The sequence below is a fragment of the Mesorhizobium sp. P2_B11 genome, assembly GCF_056404855.1.
In genome coordinates this window covers 303,462-329,259 of record NZ_JBFUDF010000002.1, presented here as the reverse complement: position 1 = coordinate 329,259, position 25,798 = coordinate 303,462, and the positions used below count along the sequence as shown (strand labels likewise).

Here is a 25,798-nt window from a genome sequence, read left to right as displayed (position 1 = left end):
GTAGAGACGCTAGGCTTTTGTTTGTCGCAATTCCTAGGGAAAACCGCCGCACACTTTTCCTGGAATTGCTTATTTGACCGCCCCGAGCGCCAGTCCGCGGACAAGATAGCGCTGCAGCCAGATGAACAGGATCGCCACCGGCAAGGTCGCCAGCAGCGTCGCCGCCATCACATGGTGCCATTCGATCGTGTAGCGGCCGGCGACCAGCGAAAACACCTGGATCGGCAGCGTGTAGCTTTCCTGGCTGCGCAGCATGGTGAGGGCGACGACGAACTCGTTCCAGGCGTTGATGAAGGTGAAGATGGCGGTGACAGCGATCGCCGGCAGGCAGAGCGGCAGGAACACCTTTCGCAGCGTCAGCCAGCGGCCGGCGCCCTCCATCCAGGCGGCTTCCTCGAGATCGCGCGGAATGGTGTCGAAATAGCTCTGCAGCATCCATACGGTGAAGGCGACGTTGAAGGCCATGTAGATGACGCCGAGTGCGGTCGTCGATTCGATCAGGCCCCAGGCCGCCATCAACCGGAACAGGCCGAGCACCAGCACGATCGGCGAGATCATTTGCGAGATCAGCAGGAACTGGCGGAAGGCGCCGTAACCGGCAAAGCGAAACCGCGACATCGCGTAGGCGGCAGGCACCGAGATCAGGATCGCGCCGGCCGTGGCGATGACCGAGACATAGAGCGAATTGGCCAGCGCCTGGCCAAACCCGGTCGCCACCCACATGTCGGCAAAATTCGACCAATGGAACTCGCTCGGCCACCATGTCGGCGACAGCACTTCCGCTCGCGGCTTGACCGCGGTCAGGAACATCACCGCGAACGGAAAAATCGTCACCACCAGCAGCGGCGACAGCAGCAGCCAGGCAATGATCGTGCGCTTCAGCTTGGACGTCATGTCCGCTGCTCCCGCATGGCCAGCCGCACATAGATTATAGTGAAGATCAAAAGGATGGCGAACATCAGCAGCGACACCGCCGACGCCTCTCCCAGCTTGCCGATGCGGAAAGCCAGTTTGTAGAGGTGCGTGACCAAAATGTCGGTCGAATTGGCCGGCCCGCCCTGCGTCATCACCCAGATGATCGGGAACGAGTTGAAGACGTAGATGGTGTTGAGCACGATGGCGATGTTGATGAACGGCTTCAGCAACGGAAAGGTGATCTCGCGGAATTGTTGCAGCGGCGTCGCCCCTTCGAGCGCCGCAGCCTCATAGAGGTCGTCGGGGATCGACGACAGGCCGCCGAGGAAGATCGTCGTCGTGAACGGGACCGTTACCAATATGCCGATCAGCACCTGCATCGGGAATGCCGTCTCGGCGCGCGCCAGCCACTGGATGTTTTCATGGATCAGGCCGAGCCCGATCAGCGCCGAGTTCAGCATGCCGCTTTCGCCGTTGAGCGCCCAGCGCCAGACCACCGCCGTCATCGTCAGCGACACCGCCCAGGGCAGCATGATGATGACGCGGGCAATGCCGCGGCCGTAGAAATCGGTGTTGAGGATCATCGCGACCGGCACCGACAAAAGCAGCGCACCGCCGACCACCAGCACGGTCCACAGGCCGGTGCGCCAGAGGGCTGCCAGGAAGTCGGGATCGGCGAGGAAGGCGGCGTAATTGGCGAAATTGTTGAAGTCGCGCAGCTGGCCGAAACGGCTGACATCATGCGTCGAAATCTGGATCAGGTCCCAGACCGGCCAGAAGATGACGACCGCCGCCAGCAGCAGGCTGGGCAAGGTCAGCAGATAGGGCAAGAAGCGATTTTGCATCGGCCGGTTTTGTACCGTGTTGGACATCAGTTGCGCTGGCACCCCAGCTCGGATCAATCTTGCATATCGGTCTAGAGCAGCGCTTCAGGATTTGAACCTCCTGCGGGCGTTTGCGCTGCCCGTCCTCCGCAGCGGCTGCGGAAGGCGGCCTTTCCTCTCCCCCATCGATCGGGGGAGAGGTGTCGAGCGAAGCTCGACGGAGTGGGGGTCGACTCCTGGGCGCAAAGCAAGACGATGCTTGCGCCTAGTGCCCTTGTGTCCTGTTCACGGCGAAGGTGGTTCCCCCACTCCGTCTCGGCTTCGCCGAGCCACCTCTCCCCCCTCCGGAGGGAGAGGAAAAGTGGCGCGCCCCGATCTTTAGGGGCGCGCCGGGCGCAGGGAGATACGCCCTATTTCTTCAGCACCGCGTTGGCCTTGTCAGCCGCTTCCTTCAAGCCTGCCTCGGGGTCGCCGCCGAGATAGATTTTCTGCATGGCATCCGAGGTGATCTGGGCGACTTCTTCCCAGCCCGGAATGACCGGCGCGAAGCGGGCGTCGGGCAGAAGCGCGGTGAAGGCGGCCAGATCGGCGTTGTTGACGTAGTAGTCCATCTTGGCCTCTTCCTTGTTCACCGGCAGGAAGCCTTCGCCTTGCGTGAACTTGGCGCGCTGTTCGGTGGTGAACAGGAAGTCGAGCAGCTTCCAGGCCTCATCCTTGTTCTTGGAATTCTTGAACATGATGATGGAATCGGTGACGCCGTAGGTGCCGCGCGCACCGCTCGGACCGGCTGGGATCGCGGCCACGCCATATTTCAGGTTCGGCGCCTCGTCCTTGATCTGGTTGGACAGGAAGGGGGCAGTGATCATCATGCCGACCTTGCCCTGCTTGAACAGGTTCTGCACATCCTCGCGGTTGTTGGAGGTGACGCCCGGCTCGGTCAGCCCTTCATCGATCATCGACTTGTAGAGCTTGGCGGCTTCAAGCGCGCCGGGCGTGCTGAGGCCCGACGAACCGTCCTTGTTGAGGATCTCGGTGCCTTGCGACCACATCGCATAGTAGTAGTAGACGTCGGTCTCGATCTCCTTGCCCTGCAGGCCGAAGCCGAACGTGCCGGTGCCCAGCGCCTTGATCTTGCGCGCGTCTTCCTGCAGCTCTGTCCAGGTTGCCGGCGGGTTGGCGATGCCGGCCTTCTCGAACAGTTCCTTGTTGTAGTACATGGCCCGCGCCGAAGCGGCGATCGGCAGGCCGTAGGTCTTGCCGTCCATGATCGAGGGCGACAGGAAGGTGTCGATGAAACGGTCCTTGAAGTCGGGTTTGATGTAGCCGTCGAGCGGCTCGGCGACATCCTGCTGGACGAAATCGATCAGCCAGCGCGTGCCGATGATGGAGAGATCGGCATTGGTGCCGGCGGTGATGTCGGTGGTCAGCTTCTGCAGCAGCACCTCCCACGGCACCACTTCGAACTTGACGGTGATGCCCGGGTTGGCGGCTTCGAATTCCTTCTTCACCGCTTCGAAATACGGTCCGGTCTTGGCGCTGTATTCGGCGACGGTGACGCGCACTTCGCCGGCGTCCGCCTGCGCCGTCAGCGCCAGCATGCTCATTCCGGCCATCAGGCCTATGGTCCATTTCGCAAGCGTCATATGATCTCTCCCATTTGGTGCGGGCCTGCGCTTTTGCGGCTTTCAGGCGGCACAAGCTTTATGTGACTTTCCTACATTATCCATCATTTCGCCCTGCGCAAGCGGATTTTCCTGTTGCTTAATTACATTTCTTAAAATAGCGTTTTCCGACTATCGTAGACCCCGGGGAGACGCGCAGGGTGGTTTCAAAGGCCGAATTTGCAGGCAAGACTGCGCTGGTGACCGGCGCCGGCGGCGGCCTCGGCTCAGCCATCGTGGCGCTGCTGGCGGAACGCGGCGCACGGGTGATCGGCTGTGACCAGTCGCAAGACCAGCTTGGCAGTCCGCATCTGGCCTCGCGCCATGTCTTCGACCTCCTCGACCGGGCCTCCATCGAAGCAGCGATGCCGGCGATCCTTGAGAAGGACGGCGTCCCCGACATCCTGATCAACAATGCCGGCTGGACCCGCGCCGAGACGCTTGCAGCATTAACCCCCGACAAGATCGAGCACGAGCTCGACCTCAATCTGACCGGGGTGATGCTGTTCGCCGATCCGCTGATCAAGGCGATGGCCGCCCGTGGCTCGGGCAGCGTCGTCTTCATCTCCTCGGTCAACGCCATCGCGCATTTCGGCAACCCGGCCTATGCCGCGGCCAAGGCCGGCATCAACGCCTATGCGAAATCGGTCGCGGTCGAGCTCGGCCGCAGCGGCCTGCGCGCCAACGTCGTCTGCCCCGGCTCGATCCGCACCGCCGCCTGGGACCATCGCCTGGCCAAGAACCCTGATATTCTCGGCAAGCTGCAGCGGCTCTATCCGCTCGGCCGCATCGTCGACGCCACGGAAGTGGCCGAAGCGGTGGCCTTCCTTGCCTCGGAGCGAGCATCGGGCATAACGGGCGCGGTGGTGCCGGTCGACGCCGGACTGACCGCCGGCTTCTTGCCTTTCATCGACGATATTTTGGGAGCCTGACCATGACCGATGTCGAGTTCCGCGACCTGTCGAAATCGTTCGGACGCCACAAGATCCTCGAGAACATCAGCCTCGACATCAAAAGCGGCGAGTTCGTCGTGTTGGTCGGCCCTTCCGGCTGCGGCAAGTCGACCTTGCTGCGCATGCTGGCCGGACTGGAGCCGATCACCTCGGGCGACCTCCTGATCGGCGGCGTGCGCGCCAACGATTTGCCGCCGCAGCAGCGCAACATTGCGATGGTCTTCCAGTCCTACGCGCTGTTTCCGCACCTGAAGGCGGCAGACAATATCGGCTTCGGTCCAAAGATCCGCGGCGAGGCACGCCCGGCCATCGATGAGAAGGTCAGGAAGGCGTCGGGCATCCTCAACCTGTTCTCCTATCTCGACCGCTATCCCCGGGAGCTGTCGGGCGGCCAGCGCCAGCGCGTCGCCATGGGCCGCGCCATCGTGCGCGAACCCTCGGTGTTCCTGTTCGACGAGCCGCTCAGCAACCTCGACGCTCAGCTACGCGTGCAGATGCGCACCGAGATCAAGGCGCTGCACCAGCGGCTGAAATCGACCATCGTCTACGTCACCCACGACCAGATCGAGGCCATGACCATGGCCGACCGCATCGTGGTGATGGACCGCGGCAAGATCCAGCAGGTCGGCGCGCCGCTGGAACTCTACGACCGTCCCGCCAACAAATTCGTCGCCTCCTTCATCGGCTCGCCGTCGATGAGCTTTGTCTCCGGAGCGCTGAAGACCACACCCGAGAAAAGCTGGTTCGAATCGGCCGGCGGCGGACGTCTCGCGCTCGACGGCAAGACGGTGCCGCCAGGCAGCACGGTCGAGGCCGGCATCCGGCCCGAACACTTCGTCATCGGCGAGGCCGCCGACGCCATGGCGATCAAGGTCGATGTCGTCGAGCCGACCGGCTCGGAAACCCATATCTATGGTGCCATCGGCACTGATACGGTGCGCGCCGTGTTCCGCGACCGGGTGCAGGTGAAACCGGGCGAACTGCTGCCGGTCTCGGTCGCGCCGGCCAACATCCACCTGTTCGACAAGGCCACGGGCCTGCCGCTATGAAGGCGCCATGAAAACGAAACCCCAGAGATGAAAACGCCGGCCGACATCATCACGCGCCTGCAATTGATGTCGCAGGACGGCACCAAATCGGACCGCCGCCTGGCCGGCCTTGTTCTGTCCGACCTCGATTTTGCCTCCAAGGCGGCAATCTCGGAGATTGCCGCGCGTGTCGGCGTCAGCGAGCCGACTGTCACCCGCTTCTGCCGCAATCTCGGCTGCGAAGGCCTGCGCGATTTCAAATTCTATCTGGCGCAGGCGATCGCCATTGGCGGCCAGTATCTGTCGCCCGAGCCGCTCAGCCGCGACGCCCGCGAGCAGCGCATCGCGACCGCCATCACCGAAGCGGCGATCGCCGCCATCCAGCGCGCCAGCGAAAACCTCGACATGAAGACGCTTGTTGGCGTCGCCGCGCGCATCGTCAATTCGGGCAATGTGCTGTGCATCGGCTCCGGCGGCATTTCCTCGATGATGGCGACGGAGATGCAGAACCGGCTGTTTCGGCTGGGCGTGCCGGTGCTGGCGCAGGTCGACGGGCAATTGCAGCGCATGTATGCCGCCGTCGCCACTTCGGAGACGACGCTGATCGCCTTCTCCGTCTCCGGCTATGCGCGCTCGGTCATCGACGCGGTGCAGGTCGCCCAGCAATATGGCGCCACCACCATCGCCATCACACCGCCGGACTCAGCACTTGCCAAAGCCGCCGACACCGTCATCCAGTTCCAGTCGCTGGAAGACGGCAACATCTACAAACCGACCTCGTCGCGCTATGCGCTGCTGTCGATCGTCGACATGATCGTCACCTCAGTCGCCGAGACGCGCGGGCCCAGGGTTCTTGAAAACCTGCGCCGCATCAAGCAGAGCGTGAACACGCTGAAGGTAGATGATCCGAAGTTGCCACTGGGGGATTGAGGGGCGACGCCGAAGCTGCCAATCTCCCCCCTCGTGGGGGAGATGTCCGGCAGGACAGAGGGGGGGCGCTGTCCCGCCGACAGCTCAAGGCCTGCATGCCGCGACGCTGGATCTTCGATCAGCCGCCGAGCGCTTCAACGCGCCGCGCCAGCAACGCTGGATCACCCGCGACACGCAATGTCTTCAGCCGTGAAGTAGCTCCCGCCACGACAGACGCCGCCGATACCGGCACGCCGAGAGCCTTGGCCACCAGCCGCTCCAGCGCCGCATTGGCCGCGCCATTCTCCGGCACGGCGCGCACGCGGGCTTTGAGGTGGCAGCGCCCGTCGGCCGCTGTCTCCACGCCTTCGAGCCTGTCCACCGCTGCCTTGGGCGTCAACCGCACGAACAGGTCGATACCGTCGTCACGCAGGCGAAACGGCGTCACCGGGGACTTAAAGGAACAGCGACCTGACCGTGCTGTCGAGAAAGCGCTCCAGGAAGAACAGGATCACCAGCACGACGATCGGCGAAATGTCGACGCCGCCGAGATCGGGCATATAGCGGCGGATCGGCCGGTAGACCGGTTCGGTCAGCCGGTACAGCATGTTGCCGACGCTGCCGACAAACTGGTTTCGCGTGTTGACGACGTTGAATGCATACAGCCAGGAAAAGATCGCCGACAGGATGACGATCCATCCATAAATGCTCAGCGCGTAGATCAGCGTATCGATAACCGCGTTCATTCGAGGCTCCGTTGAATTGCGCGACATGTAGCCATTGCATGCCGAACCGGCAAGGCCCGCGTTCTGCCGCATGCCGGCAGGCTATAGCCGCCAGCTCGGCGTTTCGGCAAAACCGCGCCTTGACAGGAAAGCGCAGCCTTCGATAAATGCGCCATCCGCTGGACGGGGCTGTAGCTCAGCTGGGAGAGCGCGTCGTTCGCAATGACGAGGTCAGGAGTTCGATCCTCCTCAGCTCCACCAGCGGAATTTTCCACTCCTTGCTCGTCCGGAAAAGCGCATCGCGCTTTCCCTGAGGAATTGCGTCAAAGCCCCAGCCTGGAAGCGAGATAGGGCGCGAGCGCGAGCGAATAGGTGGCCGTCAAATGACCATTGTCGCGCCAGACGATCATATTACCGACAACCGCCGCGCATAGGTCCGGCCCGCATATGGCGTCGGTCATATCGACGACGCGGACGTTTTTCTGACCCTCTGCGGCGACCGCCAACACGTCGTTGAGCTCGGCATCGCTTCTTTTGGTGAAGCATTTTGCAGGCGTGGCGCTCAGGCAATCGCCGGGCTCGAATTGCATCAAGGGCGTGTTGCGGATGACGATGATCCGGGAGCCCGCTTGCGTCAGTCTGCCCCAGACGTCGCGCAGCCCCTCGATCATCAGGTCATCCGGAACCGATCCGGCATTGGACTGGCTGGTGATGACGGCGAGCGGCCTGAGCTTTAGAATCTCAGCCAGCACTTTCTCCCGCCACTCGTAGCAAGATGGATACGGCTTGCCGTCCGACATGGTGGGCGCACGCGCGAATGCGCAGGCGGCTTTCGTGAAAGAAACCAGTTTGAACTTCCGGTCCTTGGCGATCTTGTTCAGGGCCGAACCCCATTGGGCAGCGTGAGAATCGCCCACGAGGACGATGGTTTGCGTGCCGGCGGGGTCGCCCAGCACGCATCCCACCGGTTTGGCGCCTCTCAGGTTCTGGTGACATCCGGCTGCGAACAAGCCCGACACGTCCCGCCTTAGCCGGGCCAGCGGCGGCAGCAGGTCCACACCGTCCGGAACCGCCGCGCCGGTCAGCAAAGCGGCAGGCCCGGGATAGGCAGGCGTGCCGATCAGCGTAATGTCGGTGCGTTGCGTCGTCACGAAATGCAGCAGCCCCTCGGACGCCGCCACGCATGCCAGGACCGCGATGGTGCCGTATCCCAGCGGCTTCCACCACGCGCCGCCTCGGGACTGCCTATAGGGTTGTTCGACATAACGATAAGACAGGTCCGACAGCACCAGGATCACCGCCATCAGGCCGACACCACTGGCAAATGTCAGCGAATAGCCCTGCCCCAGGAAGAATGTGATCAGCGGCCAATGCCAGAGATAGATCGAGTAGGACCGATCGCCGATGAAGCGAAGCGGCCACAAATCGAGCCCATGAAACCGGCCGACTTGGACTTCTCCAGCCAGGATGACCAGCACGGTGGCCAGGGTTGGCAGCAACGCGCTGGCGCCGGGAAATGGCGTTGTTGCGGAAAACAGCAAGGCGGAGGCAAGGATGCCCACGATGCCGGCTATCGCCAGCAGCCGGCTTGCACCCGCGCCCAATCGAAACCGGTGCTCGCCAAGCACCAGCAGGCCGCCCAGCGCCAATTCCCACAGGCGCGTATGGCTGACGAAATAGGCTTGCGCCGGGTCTGTTTTCGTCAGGACAATCGACGCGACCAGCGATGCAGCGAAAACGAGCGACAATGTCATCGCCAGGCATCGTCTCAGGGAGAGCTGCCATCGCCGCGCCAGCCAGATCACACCGATCATGAGCACCGGCCAGACGATGTAGAACTGCTCTTCGATGGAAAGCGACCAGTAGTGCTGCACCGGCGTCGGCAGATTGTCGGCGTCGAGATAGCTGACAGCCTGATGGGCCAGACGCCAGTTCTCGACATAGAGCGCGCTGGCCAGGATCTGCTTGGCGGTTTCCTCCCAACGCGCCTTGGAAATGAACAGCAGCGTGCCGAGCAGCGTCACCAGAAGCACCAGGATCGCTGCCGGCAAAAGCCTGCGTATCCGTCGCGAGTAGAATTCTATCAGCGAGACGCGGCCGTCGCGCAGCGCCATCTGCGCCAGCAGGCCGGTGATCAGGTAGCCCGAGATGACGAAAAAGACGTCGACGCCGATATAGCCGCCGGGAAGAGCATAGGGCCACAGGTGAAAGATGACGACCAGAGCGACGGCCAGTCCGCGCAACCCTTGTATTTCGGGTCGAAACCGACGTCCCTGATTAATTGTCACCTGATGTTCCCAGAAATAGTTCACCGGCCTGAACCCGTAGGGGCAATCCGGCCATATGGCCCACTTCTGGGCACGTCGACAATCTCGTCAAAGCCCCGCCTTGGCTGCGAGATAGGGCGCCAGGGCAAGCGAATAGCTGGCCGTCAGATGATGATTGTCCCGCCACACGATGATGTTGCCGACGACTGCCGGGCAAAGTTGCGGCCCGCATATGGCATCGATCATGTCGATGGCGCGCACATTTTTCTGGCCCTCCGCGGCCAGCGCCAACACGTCGCTCCGCTCAATGTCGCTGAGCTTGGTAACGCATTTCGTTGGTGTTGCGCTCAGGCAGTCGCCTGGATCGAATTTCATATAGGGCGTATTGCGGATGGCGACGATTTGCGAGCCGGCGTCCGTCAGCCTGCTCCAGAGACCTCGAAGCCCCTCGATCATTTTGTCTTGTGGGATCGATCCGTAGTTGGACTGGCTGGTGAAGACCAGATCCGGCTTCAGCTTGAGTATCTCGACGAGCACCTTTTCGGGCCATTGCGCGCACAAGACGTTGGGTTTGCCATCCGCCATGGTGGCCACGCGGCTGAACGGGCAGGCCGACTTTGTAAAGCTGACCAGTTTGAAGTTGCGGTCCTTGGCGATCTTGTCCAGAGCCGGCACCCACTGGGCTGCGTGAGAATCTCCGACCAAGACCATGGTTTTCGCCCCCGCCGGATCGCCGAGAGTGCAGTTTTTGGGCTCCGAGCTTTCCTCCTGATGACACTTCGAAACGTACACAACCGGCACGTCTCGTCTCAGCCGGGCCAGCGGTGGGAGAAAGTCCACGCCGTCCGGAACCGCAGCGCCGGAGACGAGAGCGGCAGGTCCAGGATAGGAAGGCGTGCCGATCAGTGCGGTGTCGATCCGTTCGGTTTTCAGAAAAAGCAGTAGGCTGCCGGATGCTATCACACAGGTCAGAACCGCTGCGGTGCCATATCCCAATGGCTTCCACCACGCACTGGTTCTGGCTTGCCGATAGCGCTGCTCGACATATCGATAGGACAGATCCGACAGAGCCAGGATCACAGCAATCAGGCCGAAACCGCTGGCAAGCGTCAGCGAATAGCCCTGCGCGAGAAAGATCGTGATCAGCGGCCAATGCCAGAGATAGATCGAGTAGGAGCGATCGCCGATGAAACGGAGTGGCCACGAATCCAGACCATGAAACCGGCCGACTTCAACCTCGCCGGCCAGGATAATGAGCGCGGTGGCCACGGTCGGCAGCAGCGCGCTGGCGCCAGGAAATGGCGTTGTCGCGGAAAACAGCAAGGCAGACGCAAGGATGCCTGCGATGCCGGCTATCGCCAGCCACTGTCTAGTGAGGATCGTCAGTCGAAACCGCTGTTCGGTCAGCACCAGCAGACCACCCAGCGCCAATTCCCACAGGCGGGTGTGGCTGACGAAATAGGCTTGGGCAGGGCCCGTCGCCGTCAAGACGACGGAGGCAAGCAGCGACGCAACGAAAATAAGCGATAACGCCCCGATCAGGCAGGCCCTCAGGGGGAGGCCACGGCGACGCGACAGCCAGGTCACGCCGATCATGACCAACGGCCAGACGATGTAGAACTGCTCTTCGATGGAAAGCGACCAGTAATGCTGCACCGGGCTCGGCAAAGTGTCAGCCTCGAGATAGCTGACGGAGACCGCGGCCAGCCGCCAGTTCTCGACATAGAGCGCGCTCGCCAGGATCTGGTTGCCTATTTCCTCCCAGCGCGCCTTTGAGACGAAAAGCAGCGTGCCGAGCAGCGCCATCAACAGCACCAGGGTCGCCGCCGGTAACAGCCGTCGCACCCGTCGCGAATAGAATTCGATGAGCGAAATCCGGCCATCGCGCAGCGCCATCTGCGCCAGCAGGCCGGTGATCAGATAGCCCGAGATGACGAAAAATACGTCGACGCCGACATAGCCGCCGGGAAGAACATTGGGCCACAGATGGTAAATGACGACCATGGCGACGGCCAGTCCGCGCAAGCCCTGTATTTCGGGCCGAAGCCGACGTTGCTGATCGATTGTCACGGGAGATTCCTGGTTGTTTCCGCCGGCCTGAATCCATAGGGCATTCCGGCCATCATCTTCTTAAGGGCAGAGATCGGCGCGGCAAAGAGCCGATCGTGGCAGCTCATTCTCTTTCCGTCTTCAGCCCGCTCACCAGCGTGTCGACGAAACCCAGCAGCTCGCTTTCGAGGTCGGTGGGCGCGAGGCCGATAAACCGGTCCTCGAGCGAGATGGCGACGATGCCGTGGACGGCGGAAAACAGGGTGCGTGCGCGGGCCAGCAAATCGTGCGATCCCACCGTTGGCAGCAACTGGGCAAGCGGCTCGACCAGATGCTGGATCAGCACCGCATGTTCAGCCAGATGCCATTCGGGCACCGGCACACCGGGCGCCATGCGGTGTTCGAACAGCGCTTTCCACGCCATGCGGTTGTCGCGGGCGAAGCCGAGATAGGCTTTGGCCAGCGCCTTCAGCCTGGCTCTCGGCTCAGCGGCGCCCGTCTCTTCCTGTTCCAAGGCCGCCCCCAGCCGCGCCAGCGTGATCGAATTGACGTGCAGGATGAGCTCGTCGAGGTCGGCGAAGGCTGTATAGAGCGCACCCAGCGCGCAGCCGGCATCGGCCGTGATGTCGCGTGCGCGCAGCCCGGCGAGCCCCGAAGCTTGAATGCGCGCCTGCGCGGCCTCGATCAGCCTGCCCCTGAGATCCTCGCGTTTGGCGTCCCGTTTTGCCGTCATTAACCATCCTTATCCAAAATTTATGAACATCGTTCATTTTTCTCTTGAACGCCGTTCACGATGTGTTACGTTGCATTCGTGAACAACGTTCATAGAGGAGAAACGGGAATGTTGAAACAGTTTTTTGCTCTCGTCCGCGGCCGCAGCTACGAAGCCGCCGAGACTGTCGTCGACCGCAACGCCCTTGTGATCCTGCGCCAGCAGATCCGCGATTGCGCCGATGCGATTGCCGCTGCCCGCCGGGCCGTCGCCATTGCCATCGCCCAGAACGAACAGGAAGTCGTGCAGTTCAAGAAGCTGGTCGTCCGCATCGACGATCTGGAGAAGCGCACCATCGCCGCGATCGAGCAGGGACAGAATGAACTGGCCCGCGAGGCCGCCGAAACCATCGCCATGCTGGAAGCCGAACGCGACGCTTCCAGCGAGGCGCAGAAAAGCTTCAGCACCGAGATCGAGCGGCTGAAGCGGATCATTCGCGTCTCTGAAATGCGCCTGCGCGAATTGCAGCGCGGCCAGCGCATCGTGGCCGCCGTCGACTCGACCCAGCGCCTGCGCGAAAGCGCGCCCGGCTCCAGCCTCTCGGCGCTCAAGGACGCCGAGGAGACGCTGCTGCGCCTGCGCACGCGGCAAAAGCAGATCGACGCCACGGCAGCCGCCATGGCCGAGATGGAGCAGTCGGGCGATCCGGCCGCGGTCTCGGAAAAGCTCGCGGCCGCCGGCTGCGGCGCGCCGCTGAGAAGCAGCGCCGACGACGTGCTCGAACGGCTCGCAGCCAGGATGGCCAAGCCAGCCTGATGTTGGACGGCCTGATCATACCAGCTCGATTGTATCCAGCCTGAAACAGACAAACACCCAACCAACCTAACCCTGAAACGAAAGGACCATACCAATGACCCCCAACACCTACGCACCCAAGGACTCAAGCGCCTGGAAGACCTTCACCATGGCCAGTTTCGCCGTTGCCGCCACGATGATGGCCGGCGGCATCTACTTCATGGAGGCAAGCTTCGCCGCCAAGGGGTTCTATGCCATGGCCGCCATCATGCTCGTGCACACCTCGATCACCATCACCAAGACGCTGCGCGACTCGGAAGAGGCAAGCCGCTTCATCAACCGGCTGGAAGACGCCAAGACCGAGAAATTGCTGATGGAAGTCAGCCGCAGTAACGAAGTGTAATCGGGTTCCCGCTAAACAAGGCTCAAACCGCGCAAGACCGCTGATCAATCCAGACAGGATTTTCGACGGTCTTGCCCAATGGAAGTCGCCGCTATGGAAATCGCTCCGATCAACCGTCCCACAGCTCATCTGATGACGTCCCGGCGCTTTGCGCCTTTGTTCTGGACGCAGTTCCTGTCCGCCTTCAATGACAATTTCCTCAAGAACACGCTGGTGTTCCTTATTCTGTTCACGCTGGCGGCGGACCAGGCGGCATCCCTGGTCACCCTGGCGGGCGCCGTCTTCATGGCGCCCTTCCTGCTTCTGTCCGCCCTTGGCGGCGAGATCGCCGACCGCTTCGACAAGGCCCTCATCGCCAAGCGTCTGAAGTTCGCCGAGATCGCCGCGGCGGGCGTTTCCGTCGTCGGCATCGCGCTGTCGTCCATTCCCGTGCTGATGGTGGCGCTGTTGATGTTCGGCATCATCTCGGCGCTGTTCGGGCCGATCAAATACGGCATCCTGCCCGACCACCTCGAGCGCAAGGAACTGCCCAAGGCCAACGCCTGGATCGAGTCCGCCACCTTTGCCGCCATCCTCGGCGGCACCATTGCCGGCGGCGTCGTTTCGGCCGATGGCATCGGCGTCGCGGTGTTCGGACCGATCATGATGGCGCTCGCCATCGGCTGCTGGCTCGTCAGCCGCTACATCCCATCCACCGGTTCGGCTGCACCCGACCTCGTCATCGACAAGAACATCTTCCGCTCGACCTGGCGTCAGGTCGCCGAATTGCGCACCGACATGCGCATCTGGCGCGCCGGCCTGATGACGTCGTGGTTCTGGCTGATCGGCGCCATCGTGCTGTCGATCCTGCCGACGCTGATCAAGGATTCGCTCGGCGGCAACGAAATGGCGGTCACCGTCTATCTCGCCGTCTTCGCCGTCTCGATCGCCATCGGCTCGGCCATCGCCGCCTGGATGTCGCAGGGCCGCATCGTGCTGTTGCCGGCGCCGGTCGGCACGGCGCTGCTGGCGCTGTTCGGCCTGCATCTCGCCTGGACCATTTCAAGCATGACGCCTTCGCCGGCGGCCGAAACCCTCGGCGCATTCTTCGCCGGCCCGAACACCATCCGGGTCGCGATCGACCTCGCCGGCATGGCTATTGCCGCCGCCTTCCTGGTGGTGCCGACCTTCGCCGCCGTGCAGGCCTGGTCGCCCGAGGCGCGCCGTGCCCGTGTCGTTGCGGCGGTCAGCATCGTCAATGCCGGCTTCATGACGGTCGGCGGCATTGTCGTCGCCGTGATCCAGACGAAAGTCTCCACCGGCGGCATTCTGTTCGGCCTCGCCGCGGCCAATGCGATTGCTGCCTGGCTGATGCTGAAATTCCTGCCGACCAATCCCTTCCGCGATTTCGTCTCCATTCTGTTCCGCGCCTTCCTGCGCCTGGAGGTCGAGGGCATGGACAACCTCAAGGCGGCCGGCAAGGCGCCGATCCTGGCGCTCAACCATGTCAGCTTCCTCGACGGTCCGCTGGCGCTGACGCTGACCGATGAAGAGCCGGTCTTCGCCATCGACTACTTCATCGCCCAGGCCTGGTGGATGAAGCCGTTCATGAAACTTGCCCGCGCTTTGCCGCTCAATCCAGCCAAGCCGATGTCCACCCGCACGCTGATCAAGGTCGTGCAGGGCGGCGATCCGCTGGTCATCTTTCCGGAAGGCCGCATCACTGTCACCGGCGGCCTGATGAAGGTCTATGACGGCGCCGCCATGGTCGCCGACAAGACCGGCTCGATGGTCGTGCCGGTGCGCATCGACGGGCTTGAGAAGACCTACTTCTCGCGGCTGAGCTCGCAGCATGTGCGCCGCCGGCTGTTCCCGAAGGTCAAGGTAACCATTCTGGAGCCGGTCAAGCTCGAAGTGCCGCAGGAGTTGAAGGGCCGCAAGCGCCGCGCCGCGGCGGGTTCCGCCCTCTACCAGGTGATGTCGGATCTCGTCTTCCGCACCCAGGACATCGACAAGACCGTGCTGGAAAAGATCATCCAGACCGCCAACGAACGCGGCATGGGTGAACTCGCCGTCGAGGATCCGGTCACCGGTTCGCTGACCTACGGCAAGCTTTTGACGGCCGCCGCCGTGCTCGGCGAGAAGTTCCAGAACATGTATGCCGACCAGCAGACGCTGGGCGTCATGCTGCCCAACGCCAACGGCGCCTGCGCCGCCCTGCTTGGCGTCATGTCGGCCGGCAAGGTGCCGGCGATGATGAACTTCACCGCGGGTGCGGCCAACATCCTGTCAGCCTGCAAGGCGGCCGAAGTGAAGACCGTGCTCACCTCTCGCGCCTTCGTCGAACAGGCAAAGCTCGGTGCTGTGGTCGAGGAACTCGGCCGTTCGGTGAACATCGTCTGGCTTGACGATCTCAGGAAGACCATCAGCCTGAGGGAAAAGCTGCTCGGCCTGCTGCGCAAGTCGACGCCGCGCGCCAAGCGCATGCCCGACGATCCGGCGGTGATCCTGTTCACCTCGGGTTCGGAAGGCACGCCCAAGGGCGTCGTGTTGACCCACCGCAACATCCTGGCCAATGCCGCCCAGGCGGCGTCGCGCATCGACTTCCATTCGGGCGACAAGGTGTTCAACGTGCTGCCGATCTTCCATTCCTTCGGCATGACGGCGGGCACGGTGCTGCCGCTGATTTCGGGCGTACCGGTCTATTTCTACCCCTCGCCGCTGCACTACCGCATCGTGCCGGAACTGATCTACGCCTCCAACGCGACGATCATCTTCGGCACCGACACCTTCCTGTCGGGCTATGCGCGCACGGCGCACCCCTACGACTTCCGCTCGATACGCTATTGTTTTGCCGGCGCTGAACCGGTCAAGGCAGCGACGCGCATGACCTATATGGAGAAGTTCGGCGTGCGCATTCTCGAGGGCTATGGCGTCACCGAGACGGCGCCGGTGATCTCCATCAACACGCCGATGTACAACCGCTCCGGAACCGTCGGCAAGATCATGCCCGGCATGGAATATCGCCTCGACCCGGTTCCCGGCGTCGACGATGGCGGCCGGCTGTTCGTGCGCGGACCCAATGTCATGGCCGGCTATCTCCGGGCCGAGAAGCCCGGTGTGCTCGAACCGCTGGAAGACGGCTGGCATGACACAGGCGACGTCGTCGCTATCGACGAGGGCGGCTTCATCACCATTCGCGGCCGTGCCAAGCGCTTTGCCAAGATCGGCGGCGAGATGATCTCGCTGGCGGCTGTCGAAGCGCTGGCCGGCGAATTGTGGAAGGGCATGCTCTCGGCTGTCGCCACCGTGCCGGACGCGCGCAAGGGCGAAAAGCTGATCCTCATCACTGAGGCACCCGGCGCCACGCGGGCGGACTTCCTCGCCTACGCCAAGGCCAATGGCGCCATGGACCTGATGGTACCGGCCGAAGTGCGGGTCGTGCCGAAAGTGCCGGTGCTCGGCTCCGGCAAGCTCGACTTCGCCGCCGTGACCAAAATGGTGCGTGACGAAGAAGCCATGAAGACCAAGGCCGCCTGACCGGGCCACTCGACAGAACACAAACGGGCCGGCGCACGACGCCGGCCTTTTTGTTTGTGCTCCGTGCGTTTATGCGATGACCTGCTGAACCGCCAGCCGTGCTCGTTTCGGCACCGCGCCGGCAACCCCGGCGCGCAGCACATTGATCAGCCGCCGCTCCGATGGGATGGCGAAATGCCGGCTGCAAATGAAGGCGCTTTCCGCATGATCGGCCAGTGCTGCCATCGGCCAGGCCGCGAAACCCAGCCGCGTCAGGTTCAACCAGAACCGGTAGAAGGCGCGGCCGGACTCGACGGGCGACTCCTCGCGCGGCCTGTGGAACAGCGCGATGGCCGTCGCTGATTGCGTCTTCGATTTCTCGCCGGTCAGCGCTTTGCCGAGCCCCAGTGCGTCAAGCGCCTCGAACAAGCCGGTGCCGAGAACCATTTTTGCCCCGAGCCCTTCCAGTGCGCTCACGCGCAGCGCATCAAGATTGAGGCCGTCGGCGTCGTAGCGCGGATCGGAACGCGTCAGCCGCATCCAGCCGACCAGCTCGCGGCGAAACGCGCGGTCGCGCAGAAAGACCATGCCAGCATCATCGGCCAGCGCCGCCAGCATGGCGATGTCGCCAGGCGTATGGGCAAGCGTTACGTCTTGCGTCTCCTTCGCCCAGGCCTGTAGCGCCTGGCTGGCGTCCATGGCTGCCGGTTTGAAATGCGAGCGCCAGGTAAACCGGCTCGCAACATGGCTGTTCAGCGGCGAGGCCTGCGCCGTGCCACCGGGAACAATCCGCGCCGCCAGCCGGTGGCCGGGAAAGGCCACAGTGTCATTCACCGCCCAGAGATCCTCGACAGCGGCGACGTCGATACCCGCGTCGGCCAACGCCATCACCGTGCCTTCGACGGCAGTGCCGCAGGAGACGCCCATGTCGCGCCGGTAGGGGTCGCCGGCCGACAGATGCCGCGCCAGGTCCGCCATGACCAGGATGGAGCCATCGCTCGCCGCATGCCAGCGCGCCGGCTGCGTGTTGTGCACCGAGGGCGCCAGATTGGCGGTGGCGACGACACGGGAAAGCAAGGCGTTGTCCATCCTACAGCTTCGCCTCCCGTTGCGAGATCAGCATCGCCATGCGCTGGACGGCGCGCAGCTCCATCTCCAGCCCCGGCGATGAGGCCAGTGCCGGCATGTTGAGCGCCACGATGGTGAACGGCTCGAGCGTCGCCAAAAGCACATGCGTCGCCTCGTATTTCTCGAACAGCCAGGCCAGCTGCTCGCGAATGTCCTGGTCGACCGGTGCATCCAGCTTCATATCGGCGACCGAGCGCACGGGCTCTTGTTCTAGGGCTCGGGACAGCACCTTGAGGTCGAAATCGCCGAGGTCGGCGGCCGGCAGGATCAGCGCGCCGTCGACAAGGATATGGTGCTGCAACCCGCGCAAAAAACGCGCCGAATCGGTCAGATCGCCCTCCGCCATATGCTTCAGCAGCGAGTCGCGGCGCTTCTCTGCTGCGAGGCTGACGCTGTCATTGTAGATGACGGCGAGCAGCGTCGCCGAAAGCACGATCACCACGCCCTGCACGCTGCCACGCCAGCCGAGATCGTCGATACCGCCCAGCGCCAGCCCGGCAAAAACCGAGCTCAGCGCGACGACGGCGAAGGCGCCGATCGTGTCGCGATGGCCGAGGCTGGCGCGCCCAAGCCCGATCGTCAGCCAGCACAGGAACAGGATGGCGATGCCGCCGAGCCGCACCGGCACCTCGAACAAGCCGGGCCGGTAGTCGGTGACCATGAAGGGAAGGATCAAGAGCAGCGACAGCGCCATGCGCTCGACCGTGCGGTTTTCGGCCGCCGACAGGCTGTCGCGGTCGCGCGTCACCACCAGCCAGCCTGTGGCGAGAAAACCACCGAACTGGAAGGCCAGAAGGATCGCCATCCGCCATGGCTCGGCGAAGCGTTCCGGGATCAGCGCCAGCAGGAGGAATAGCACGGCACCACCGGCGACGAAGAATTTGAGCGCAAACGGTGCATGCCGGCGCAGCAGGCCTTCGGTCAGCAGAAGTGCTGCCAGCGGCAGCAGGCCCGCCGCGGCGATGGTGACGAAGCGGAAGAGGGCGAGGCCGGTGGTCCAGTCGAGGATGCGGCAGGCGAGCAGCACCGCCAGCACCCTGAGCCCAAACAGGAAGCGCCGCGACAGCGGATCGCCAGTGTCGCGCCCGCCGACGATCGATATCACGATCAGCAGCCCGGCCAGCGCCGCCAGCGAGGTGATGGTGTCGGCGACGAGCGTGTCGTCGAAGCTCATGGCTCCGCCGCCATCAGCTTGAGCATGAAACGACGCACCAGCGGGCGCAGAAGTGCCGCGACCAGCGCATTGCGCGGCCGCTCGACACGGCCCTTGTAGGGATTGAAGAACCAGCCGCGGCAATCGGCGGCATGCGGATTGCCAAGGATGCCGGCGACGACCTCATAGGCCATCAGCATGCCGGTGGTGACGACCATCGGCGCAAACGACATGCGGCTGCGCTTTCCCGCCGCCACCTCACCGGCCATGGCGAGGTCGACATGGTGGCGCGACGAGGAGTTAAGCACGACATATTCGGCTTCGCGCAGGAAGGCTGTGGCGCGCTGCTCCGGCGTGAGTGCATCCCAGCCGGTGCCACGCGTCGGATAGCCGAGACGCTCCTCCGGCATCGGGTCACTTGGCCTGGTCACATAGACCGACGGCAAGGGCGAGGCGTAGGCGTCGATGACCGTGCGGCCGAGTTCCCTTGCCGTGCGGTAGAGCAGCAACGAGGCGCCCAGATCGTCGGTGCCATTGACGACGACGGCGCTGTCGCGGATCGCGGCGCTGGCGTGCTGCGGCCAGTCCTTGCCATGCACCTCGATCTGCATCTGCGGGTTGATGGTCAGGCAGAGGTCGCGCGTCGCCTCGGCCTTCTCACGGCCGACCGTGCCCGTGAAGGCGAAGACCTGGCGGTTGAGGTTGGAGATGGCGAAGGTGTCGAGATCGGCAATGATCAACCGGCCGACGCCGGCGCGCGCCAGCGCCATGATGCAGGCCCCCCCCATGCCACCGGTGCCGCAGACGAACACCGTCGCGTCCCGCAGCCTGGCCTGCTGTGCCTCCGTCACGAACCCGATGTTGCGGGTCGTGAATTCCTCATAGGTGAACGGCGGCATCAGCGTGTCCATGGTCGCAACACATTCCACTGGCGGCTCGAATCGGCCCAGTGAACCACCGGCAGCACCAGCCGCTGCAGCGTGGCGGCGGCGCCCGCCACTGCAAGGGCGGCAAGCGAGCCGCGCGGCACCGCGTCGGCGAGATAGGTGCGCGCCGCCTGAAAACTCATCTGGCCGATCTGCAGCACATCGTCGCCGCGCCCGTAATCGAGCTCTTTCTGACAGAACTCATTAAAGGCCTCGTCGCGGTGCTTGGCCGCCTCATCGAACGTCTTTTTCAGATCGTCCGAGCCGCCCGTATAGGCATTGGTGATGACGAAGCCTTCTTCGTCGAAACCGGCTTCGGGGCCGACACCGAAGACATGGCGATGGCGCGCCATGATCTGCCGCGCCAACAGCACATGGGTCAGCGAGCGCCGCGCGCCGGCATGCGGTCCCGGAAACACATTGCTGAAGGCTTCCGCGACCATGCCGACCACAGCCGGCACCTGGGTGACGTTGGAGATCCAGATTGGCCTGAGCTGATTGCGCAGGAACATCAGGAAGCAGGTCAGGCCGTAGAGGATCCAGCTCAGGCCACGGCTGCGCTCGTCGGGATCGACCATGACGAGGCCGAGATGCAGCACCTCATAGGGTTTGCCGGCCAGCGTGATGTCCATCAACGCCAGTGCGTTGAAGGCGATCGGCCGCCCGTCACTGCGCCGATAAACGATGGTGATGATGGAATGCTCCAGCCGGCTGCGATCGCCGGAAAACACGCCATAGGTTAGGCTGCCGGCCTTCAGCGTCTTCGACGCCACCAGCCGCAAATCGCTGCTCAGCTGCTCCAGTTCGGCAGCCTTCATCCAGCGCCCCGGCCGCTCCACCACGCGCGTCTCGTAGCCATCGGACACGCGCATGCGCACATCCATGAACCGACCCGGCAGCAGCTGCAGAACCGCCTTGAGCAAGATTGTCTGTCCCCTTGGGCTCCGACGCCTAATCTATCATGGCCGGGTCAGCCTAAGGTGCGGTAAACCCGAAGACGACAACGCCTGGTTGGTGCGAACACGGTAAAAGAATAGCTGCAATACCGGTATTCCGATGGCGGCATACTTTAGCAGTTGCAAGAATTGCGGCGTATCGTCGTTACTATCTTGCGCCGGCCGTGGGTTTCATGAACGCCTTCCCCCACTCCGTCGCCGCTTCGCGGCGCCACCTCTCCCCCCTCCGGAGGGAGAGGAAAGGCGCCAGCCCCGCATAAGTTCGCGCCATTCCTCTCCCCCATCTATCGGCTGGACACGAGCGAAGCTCGACGGAGTGGGGGTCGACCGTTCATCAACACAGATGATTAGAAAATCGGTCGCAAACGCCGCACCGAACCGGCCTCAGCCCTCGGCGGCTACCAGATGTCCGCCGCCAACATCGTTCAGAGCCAGTTTCAGCGGCGCCTCGCCGATCTTGCGCGTGGCGCTCGGGATCTCCTGGTCGAGGCGGGCGAAGCGGCTTCTGCGCTGCGCCGGGTCGGGCACCGGCACGGCTTCGATCAGCCGCCTGGTGTAGGGATGCCGCGGGTTGGAAAACACCTGGTCGCGCGTACCCATCTCAACGATCTGGCCGAGATACATGACGGCGACGCGGTCTGAGATGTTTTCGACCACCGCCATGTCGTGCGAGATGAAGAGATAGGCGACGCCGAATTCGCGCTGCAATTCCTTTAGCAGGTCAAGCACCCGCGCCTGCACCGAGACGTCGAGCGCCGAGACGCTTTCATCGGCGATGATCAGTTTCGGCCGCAAGGCGAGCGCGCGGGCGATGCAGACGCGCTGGCGTTGGCCGCCGGAGAATTCGTGCGGATAGAGCTCCATCTGGTCGGCCGACAGGCCGACGCGCTCGAACAGCGCCGCCACGCGGTCGCGACGCTCGTCCTTCGAGGCGATGCCATGGATCACCAGTGGCTCGGCAACGAGATCGCCGACACGCATGCGCGGGTCGAGCGAGGCGAAGGGGTCCTGGAAAATCATCTGCACGTCGCGGCGCACCGCCTTGCGCTCGTCGCGGCCGAGACCGGCGAGATTGCGCCCACCAATGACGATGTCGCCGCTATACGGCACCAACCCGGCCAGTGCCTTGGCGGTGGTCGACTTGCCGCAACCGGATTCGCCGACCAGCGCCAGCGTCTCGTTGGGCGCGATCGAAAAGCTGACGCCTTCGACGGCGTGGACGCGGCGAGTGACCTGGCCAAAAATGCCGCCGCGCAGATCGAAGCGAACATGCAGGTCGTTGACCTCAGCGACATTGACCGGCTTCGAGATTTCAACTGCATCCCGGGATTTCTCGCGGCCGACACCGCTGCCGATGCGTGGCACGGCGGCCAGCAGCTCGCGCGTGTAATCAGCCTGCGGCCTGGCGAAAATGTCCGATGTCTTGCCCTCTTCGACCATGCGGCCATGCCGCATGATGATGACGCGATCGGCCATTTCGGCAACCACGCCCATATCGTGGGTAATCAGAATGACGCTGGTGCCATGCTGGCGCTGCAGGTCGCGCAGCAGCTCCAGCACCTCGCCCTGCACGGTGACGTCGAGCGCCGTCGTCGGCTCGTCGGCGATAAGCACGTCGGGTTCGAGCGCCAGCGCCATGGCGATCATCACCCGCTGGCGCATGCCGCCGGAGAGCTCATGCGGAAACTGCTTTAGCCGGCTTTCGGCTTCCGAAATGCGCACCGCCTTTAAAGCTTCGATGGCGCGCTGGCGGGCTTCAGCCTGCGACAGGCTGGTATGTGCCTCGATGGACTCAGTGAGCTGCCGCCCGATCGACAGCACCGGATTGAGCGAGGTCATCGGCTCCTGAAAGATCATGGCGATGCGGTCGCCGCGAATGCGGCGCATCTGCCGCTCGTCGAGCGTCGCCAGGTCGGTGTCACCGAGACGGATAGCGCCCGACGATATGCGCGCCGCCGGCTGCGGCAGAAGCTGCATGATCGCCAGCGCGGTCATCGATTTACCGGAACCGGATTCGCCTGCAATGCAAAGCGTCTCGCCGCGCGCCAGCGTCAGCGAAAGGTTGGACACGACCTCGCGCTCGCCATCCTCGCCGCGCACGCTGACGGAGAGGTTGGCGATGGAGAGGATGGGTTTGGTTTCGCCGGTCATTGCAGAGGTAGTCCTGCGAGGGATGCGCTTTGTCGCGCCCCCCGCCCCGCTGCTTCGCAGCGACCCTCCCCACAAGGGGGAGGGTATAACGCCGGAGCCTTACCTCCCCCTTGTGGGGAGGTCGGACCGAAGGTCCGGGTGGGGGTGCGGCGCCAACCCAAAATCATTCAAACACGCAGCGCGGAAAATAGAACGACACCACCCAGTTAGGCATGTCGACGATCTCGCTGATGCGGAGATCGCCGCAGACAGAAGCCAGCATGTAAGCCTCGACCGGATCGATCTTGTAGCGCCCGGCCAACAGATCGACCATCTGCGCGACCGCTTCCTTCGCCCCGCTCATCAAATCCGGCCCAATGCCGGTCGTCACCTCATAGCCCTTGGCGTCGAGATGGCGCGTCACCGGACCCGATGTGGTGAAGCGCGGCGTCTTCAGCCTGGCGTCCTTGACCAGGTCGAGCTTGAGCACGACATCCATCGGGCTTTCGATCGCCGTGCCGCAGACTTCGCCATCGCCTTGCGCGGCATGCGTGTCGCCGACCGAAAACAGCGCACCGGCCACCTCCACCGGCAGGTAGAGCGTCGTGCCGGCGGCGAGGTCGCGTATGTCGAGATTGCCGCCGACCCGCCTTGGAGGCACCACTGAGTGAAGCCCATTCTCGGCTGGCGCATTGCCGATGGTACCGGCAAAGGGTTTCAGCGGCACACGCGCTTGTCTGCCGAACAGCGCCGGCTCAAGCGATGCGGCATCATACTTCCAGATGTTCAGCGCCGGCTCCGTAAAATCGTCGGCGAGCAGCCCGAAACCGGGAATGTTCGCCGTCCAGCCGAAGCCGGACGGTTTGAACATCTCGATCGTCACCTTGAGCGCGTCGCCCGGCTCGGCGCCCTCGACGAAGATCGGCCCGGTCACCGGGTTGACCTTTTCGAAGTCGAGCTTGGCGACGTCGGCGACCGTGCTGTCGGGGTTCAACTGGCCGCCGGCGGCATCGAGGCACTGGAACTCTATGGTCGAGCCGGGCGCCACCCGCTCGGCCGGAACAAAGGAATTGTCCCACCCGAAATGATGATGGCGCCCGTGGATGGTGTAGTCGCAGCTATTGCACATCTTTTACATACACATTGTCGTAGTTGATGAAGACATGGACCGGGTCGACATAGAGATTGTCGGCGCCGCCCATGCGCGCGGATCTAATCGTAAAGCGCTGTTCGTTGAAGACCGGCGCCCAGGGCGCATCCGCCATGATCTTGTCGTAGATATCGCTCCACATCTTGTTGCGCTCTGCAGACTTCGCCGGATCGGTCATCGAGTCGGCCTCGGCCGCCTTGGCGTCGAGATCCTTGTTGCAGTACCACGACCAGTTCCAGCCGCCGGGCACAGCACCGGCACAGCCGAGGATCGGGCCATAGAAGTTGGACGGGTCCGGGAAGTCGGCGATCCAGCCCATGCCGCCCGACCAGATCATCGGCGCACCGGTCTTGTCGCCGCCTGCGGCAATGACGTTCGCCTGGGCCAGCGCTTGGATACTGGCCTTGATGCCTATCGCCGCCAGATCCTGCTGGATCGCCTGGGCGATGCGCGGATTGGGATCGGTGTTCATGGCGAACAACTGCGTCTCGAAGCCCTCGGGATGGCCGGCCTCGGCAAGAAGCGCCTTGGCCTTGGCGACGTCATAGGGATAGCCTTTGAATTCCTTGTCGTAGCCCGGCATCGATGGCGGCAGCGGTTGGTTGGCCGGCACCGCGCGGTTATTGATGATTTGGACGATGCGTGCCTTGTTGATCGCCATGTTGACCGCCTGGCGCACCTTCACATTGTCGAACGGGGCCATGGTGGTGTTCATGGTGATGTAGCCGGTGTGCAACTGGCCGCCCTCGATGACATGCGACTTTTGCTCTGGATCGGACATCACTTCCTGGAACTTAGCCGGCGGAATGCCGTCGAGAGCCAGGTCGATCTCGCCCTTCTGCAGGCGCAACAGCGCCACGATTGGCTCTTGGCCAACCTCGAAGGTGATCTTGTCCAAATGCGGCAGGCCCTTGTGCCAGTAATCCGGGTTGCGCTCGAAGACGATGCGCTGCCCCAGCGTCCATTCGGCGAGCTTGAAGGCGCCTGTACCGACCGGATGCTTGCCGAAATCGGCGCCGTATTTCTCAACCTCTTCCTTCGGCACGACATGAGCGAAGTTGATCGCCATGACATGCAGGAAGGTGGCGTCGGGACGAGTCAGCTCGAACTTGACTGTGTAGGGGTCGACGACGGTGACGCCCGACAGGCCTTCGGCCTTGCCGGCGGCGACATCATCATAACCCTTGATCGAGCCGAAGAAGCCGGCGCCGGGGCTCTGCGTCTTCGGGTTGGTGACGCGGTCGAGCGAGTATTTCACATCGTCGGCGGTCATTTCGCGGCCATTGTGGAACTTCACCCCGTGGCGCAGCTTGAAGGTGAAGGTCTTGCCGTCGGGCGAAATCTCATAGCTTTCTGCAAGGTCCGGCTTCAGATTGGTCGTGCCCGGCTCGTAATCCATCAGCCCGTCGAACAGGCTCTTGATCATCGACCAGTTCTGCCAGTCATAGCCGATCGCCGGGTCGAGCGTCGTGACGTCGTCCTTGTATGTGGCGACAATCTCGCCGCCCTGCTTGGCGTTCGGATCGACGGCGTCTTCGGCGCGTGCGCTTGCCATGCCGAGCATCAGCGCGAGCGCTGAGGCCGCGACGGTGGATGTCAGAAATCTCTTCATCACA

General features: G+C 63.3%; 21 protein-coding genes and 1 tRNA gene. 7 read left to right on the top strand and 15 right to left on the bottom strand.

What is annotated here, in order from left to right:
• Window positions 1–69: 69 nt before the first annotated feature.
• From AC1DYJ_RS05980 to AC1DYJ_RS05970, 3 genes are all read right to left on the bottom strand, one after another.
• Window positions 70–894 carry a carbohydrate ABC transporter permease gene (locus AC1DYJ_RS05980; protein ID WP_477288820.1) on the bottom strand — a complete coding sequence of 275 codons (825 nt, stop codon included), beginning with the start codon at window positions 892–894 and terminating at the stop codon, window positions 70–72.
• The gene (locus tag AC1DYJ_RS05975; RefSeq protein ID WP_477288818.1) at window positions 891–1,760 is read right to left on the bottom strand and encodes a carbohydrate ABC transporter permease; all 870 of its coding nucleotides are present in this window, start codon (window positions 1,758–1,760) and stop codon (window positions 891–893) included. The genes AC1DYJ_RS05980 and AC1DYJ_RS05975 overlap by 4 nt, the downstream gene beginning before the upstream one ends.
• Window positions 1,761–2,149: 389 nt before the next feature.
• Window positions 2,150–3,382 (bottom strand): ABC transporter substrate-binding protein, encoded by a 1,233-nt coding sequence (locus tag AC1DYJ_RS05970; protein WP_477288816.1) that lies wholly within the window; start codon window positions 3,380–3,382, stop codon window positions 2,150–2,152.
• A gap of 179 nt (window positions 3,383–3,561) precedes the next feature.
• Here AC1DYJ_RS05970 and AC1DYJ_RS05965 point away from each other — a divergent pair, with 179 nt between their 5' ends.
• From AC1DYJ_RS05965 to AC1DYJ_RS05955, 3 genes are read left to right on the top strand one after another with little or no spacing between them, the layout of a single operon-like run.
• Window positions 3,562–4,332 (top strand): SDR family NAD(P)-dependent oxidoreductase, encoded by a 771-nt coding sequence (locus AC1DYJ_RS05965; RefSeq protein ID WP_477288814.1) that lies wholly within the window; start codon window positions 3,562–3,564, stop codon window positions 4,330–4,332.
• 2 nt (window positions 4,333–4,334) lie between these two features.
• Window positions 4,335–5,402, top strand: coding sequence for an ABC transporter ATP-binding protein (locus tag AC1DYJ_RS05960; RefSeq protein WP_477288813.1), 1,068 nt, complete (start codon window positions 4,335–4,337; stop codon window positions 5,400–5,402).
• Window positions 5,403–5,429: 27 nt separating this feature from the next.
• Entirely contained in the window at window positions 5,430–6,311 is an 882-nt protein-coding gene (locus tag AC1DYJ_RS05955; protein WP_477288811.1) for a MurR/RpiR family transcriptional regulator, read from the top strand.
• Window positions 6,312–6,429: 118 nt separating this feature from the next.
• Here AC1DYJ_RS05955 and AC1DYJ_RS05950 read toward each other — a convergent pair whose 3' ends face one another.
• Window positions 6,430–6,738 carry a DUF167 family protein gene (locus AC1DYJ_RS05950; protein ID WP_477288809.1) on the bottom strand — a complete coding sequence of 103 codons (309 nt, stop codon included), beginning with the start codon at window positions 6,736–6,738 and terminating at the stop codon, window positions 6,430–6,432.
• 7 nt (window positions 6,739–6,745) lie between these two features.
• Window positions 6,746–7,036, bottom strand: a complete 291-nt coding sequence (locus AC1DYJ_RS05945; RefSeq protein ID WP_477288807.1) for a YggT family protein — start codon at window positions 7,034–7,036, stop codon at window positions 6,746–6,748.
• 164 nt (window positions 7,037–7,200) lie between these two features.
• On the opposite strand from AC1DYJ_RS05945, the gene AC1DYJ_RS05940 reads away from it, so the two are divergent.
• Window positions 7,201–7,276 (top strand) — tRNA-Ala (locus tag AC1DYJ_RS05940).
• A gap of 62 nt (window positions 7,277–7,338) precedes the next feature.
• Here the strand turns inward: AC1DYJ_RS05940 and AC1DYJ_RS05935 are convergent.
• From AC1DYJ_RS05935 to AC1DYJ_RS05925, 3 genes are all read right to left on the bottom strand, one after another.
• A complete protein-coding gene (locus AC1DYJ_RS05935) occupies window positions 7,339–9,303 on the bottom strand; it encodes an acyltransferase family protein (RefSeq protein WP_477288805.1) in 1,965 nt (654 codons plus the stop codon).
• An 87-nt stretch (window positions 9,304–9,390) separates the two neighbouring features.
• Entirely contained in the window at window positions 9,391–11,352 is a 1,962-nt protein-coding gene (locus AC1DYJ_RS05930) for an acyltransferase family protein (protein WP_477288803.1), read from the bottom strand.
• Window positions 11,353–11,455: 103 nt separating this feature from the next.
• Complete coding sequence (locus tag AC1DYJ_RS05925) at window positions 11,456–12,064, bottom strand: TetR/AcrR family transcriptional regulator (protein ID WP_477425984.1); 609 nt, start codon at window positions 12,062–12,064, stop codon at window positions 11,456–11,458.
• A gap of 108 nt (window positions 12,065–12,172) precedes the next feature.
• On the opposite strand from AC1DYJ_RS05925, the gene AC1DYJ_RS05920 reads away from it, so the two are divergent.
• The 3 genes from AC1DYJ_RS05920 (at window position 12,173) to AC1DYJ_RS05910 (ending at window position 16,760) form a co-directional block, all read left to right on the top strand.
• Complete coding sequence (locus AC1DYJ_RS05920) at window positions 12,173–12,859, top strand: PspA/IM30 family protein (RefSeq protein WP_477288800.1); 687 nt, start codon at window positions 12,173–12,175, stop codon at window positions 12,857–12,859.
• A gap of 94 nt (window positions 12,860–12,953) precedes the next feature.
• On the top strand, window positions 12,954–13,241 hold the full coding sequence (locus tag AC1DYJ_RS05915) for a YiaA/YiaB family inner membrane protein (RefSeq protein ID WP_477288799.1): 288 nt from the start codon (window positions 12,954–12,956) through the stop codon (window positions 13,239–13,241).
• Window positions 13,242–13,334: 93 nt separating this feature from the next.
• A complete protein-coding gene (locus AC1DYJ_RS05910; protein WP_477288798.1) occupies window positions 13,335–16,760 on the top strand; it encodes an acyl-[ACP]--phospholipid O-acyltransferase in 3,426 nt (1,141 codons plus the stop codon).
• Window positions 16,761–16,829: 69 nt separating this feature from the next.
• On the opposite strand, the gene AC1DYJ_RS05905 is transcribed toward AC1DYJ_RS05910, so the two are convergent.
• The 7 genes from AC1DYJ_RS05905 to AC1DYJ_RS05875 all read right to left on the bottom strand — a co-directional run bounded on the left by AC1DYJ_RS05905 (window position 16,830) and on the right by AC1DYJ_RS05875 (window position 25,794).
• On the bottom strand, window positions 16,830–17,828 hold the full coding sequence (locus tag AC1DYJ_RS05905) for a nitroreductase family protein (protein WP_477288796.1): 999 nt from the start codon (window positions 17,826–17,828) through the stop codon (window positions 16,830–16,832).
• Between the two features lies 1 nt (window position 17,829).
• Window positions 17,830–19,041, bottom strand: a complete 1,212-nt coding sequence (locus AC1DYJ_RS05900; protein ID WP_477288794.1) for a hypothetical protein — start codon at window positions 19,039–19,041, stop codon at window positions 17,830–17,832.
• Window positions 19,038–19,931 carry a ThiF family adenylyltransferase gene (locus tag AC1DYJ_RS05895; protein ID WP_477288792.1) on the bottom strand — a complete coding sequence of 298 codons (894 nt, stop codon included), beginning with the start codon at window positions 19,929–19,931 and terminating at the stop codon, window positions 19,038–19,040. Before AC1DYJ_RS05895 ends, AC1DYJ_RS05900 begins: the two co-directional genes overlap by 4 nt.
• Complete coding sequence (locus tag AC1DYJ_RS05890) at window positions 19,919–20,869, bottom strand: hypothetical protein (RefSeq protein ID WP_477288790.1); 951 nt, start codon at window positions 20,867–20,869, stop codon at window positions 19,919–19,921. Before AC1DYJ_RS05890 ends, AC1DYJ_RS05895 begins: the two co-directional genes overlap by 13 nt.
• A gap of 417 nt (window positions 20,870–21,286) precedes the next feature.
• Complete coding sequence (locus AC1DYJ_RS05885) at window positions 21,287–23,053, bottom strand: ABC transporter ATP-binding protein (RefSeq protein WP_477288788.1); 1,767 nt, start codon at window positions 23,051–23,053, stop codon at window positions 21,287–21,289.
• 163 nt (window positions 23,054–23,216) lie between these two features.
• A complete protein-coding gene (locus AC1DYJ_RS05880) occupies window positions 23,217–24,161 on the bottom strand; it encodes an acetamidase/formamidase family protein (RefSeq protein WP_477288786.1) in 945 nt (314 codons plus the stop codon).
• Window positions 24,151–25,794, bottom strand: a complete 1,644-nt coding sequence (locus AC1DYJ_RS05875) for an ABC transporter substrate-binding protein (protein ID WP_477288784.1) — start codon at window positions 25,792–25,794, stop codon at window positions 24,151–24,153. Before AC1DYJ_RS05875 ends, AC1DYJ_RS05880 begins: the two co-directional genes overlap by 11 nt.
• Window positions 25,795–25,798 lie beyond the last annotated feature (4 nt).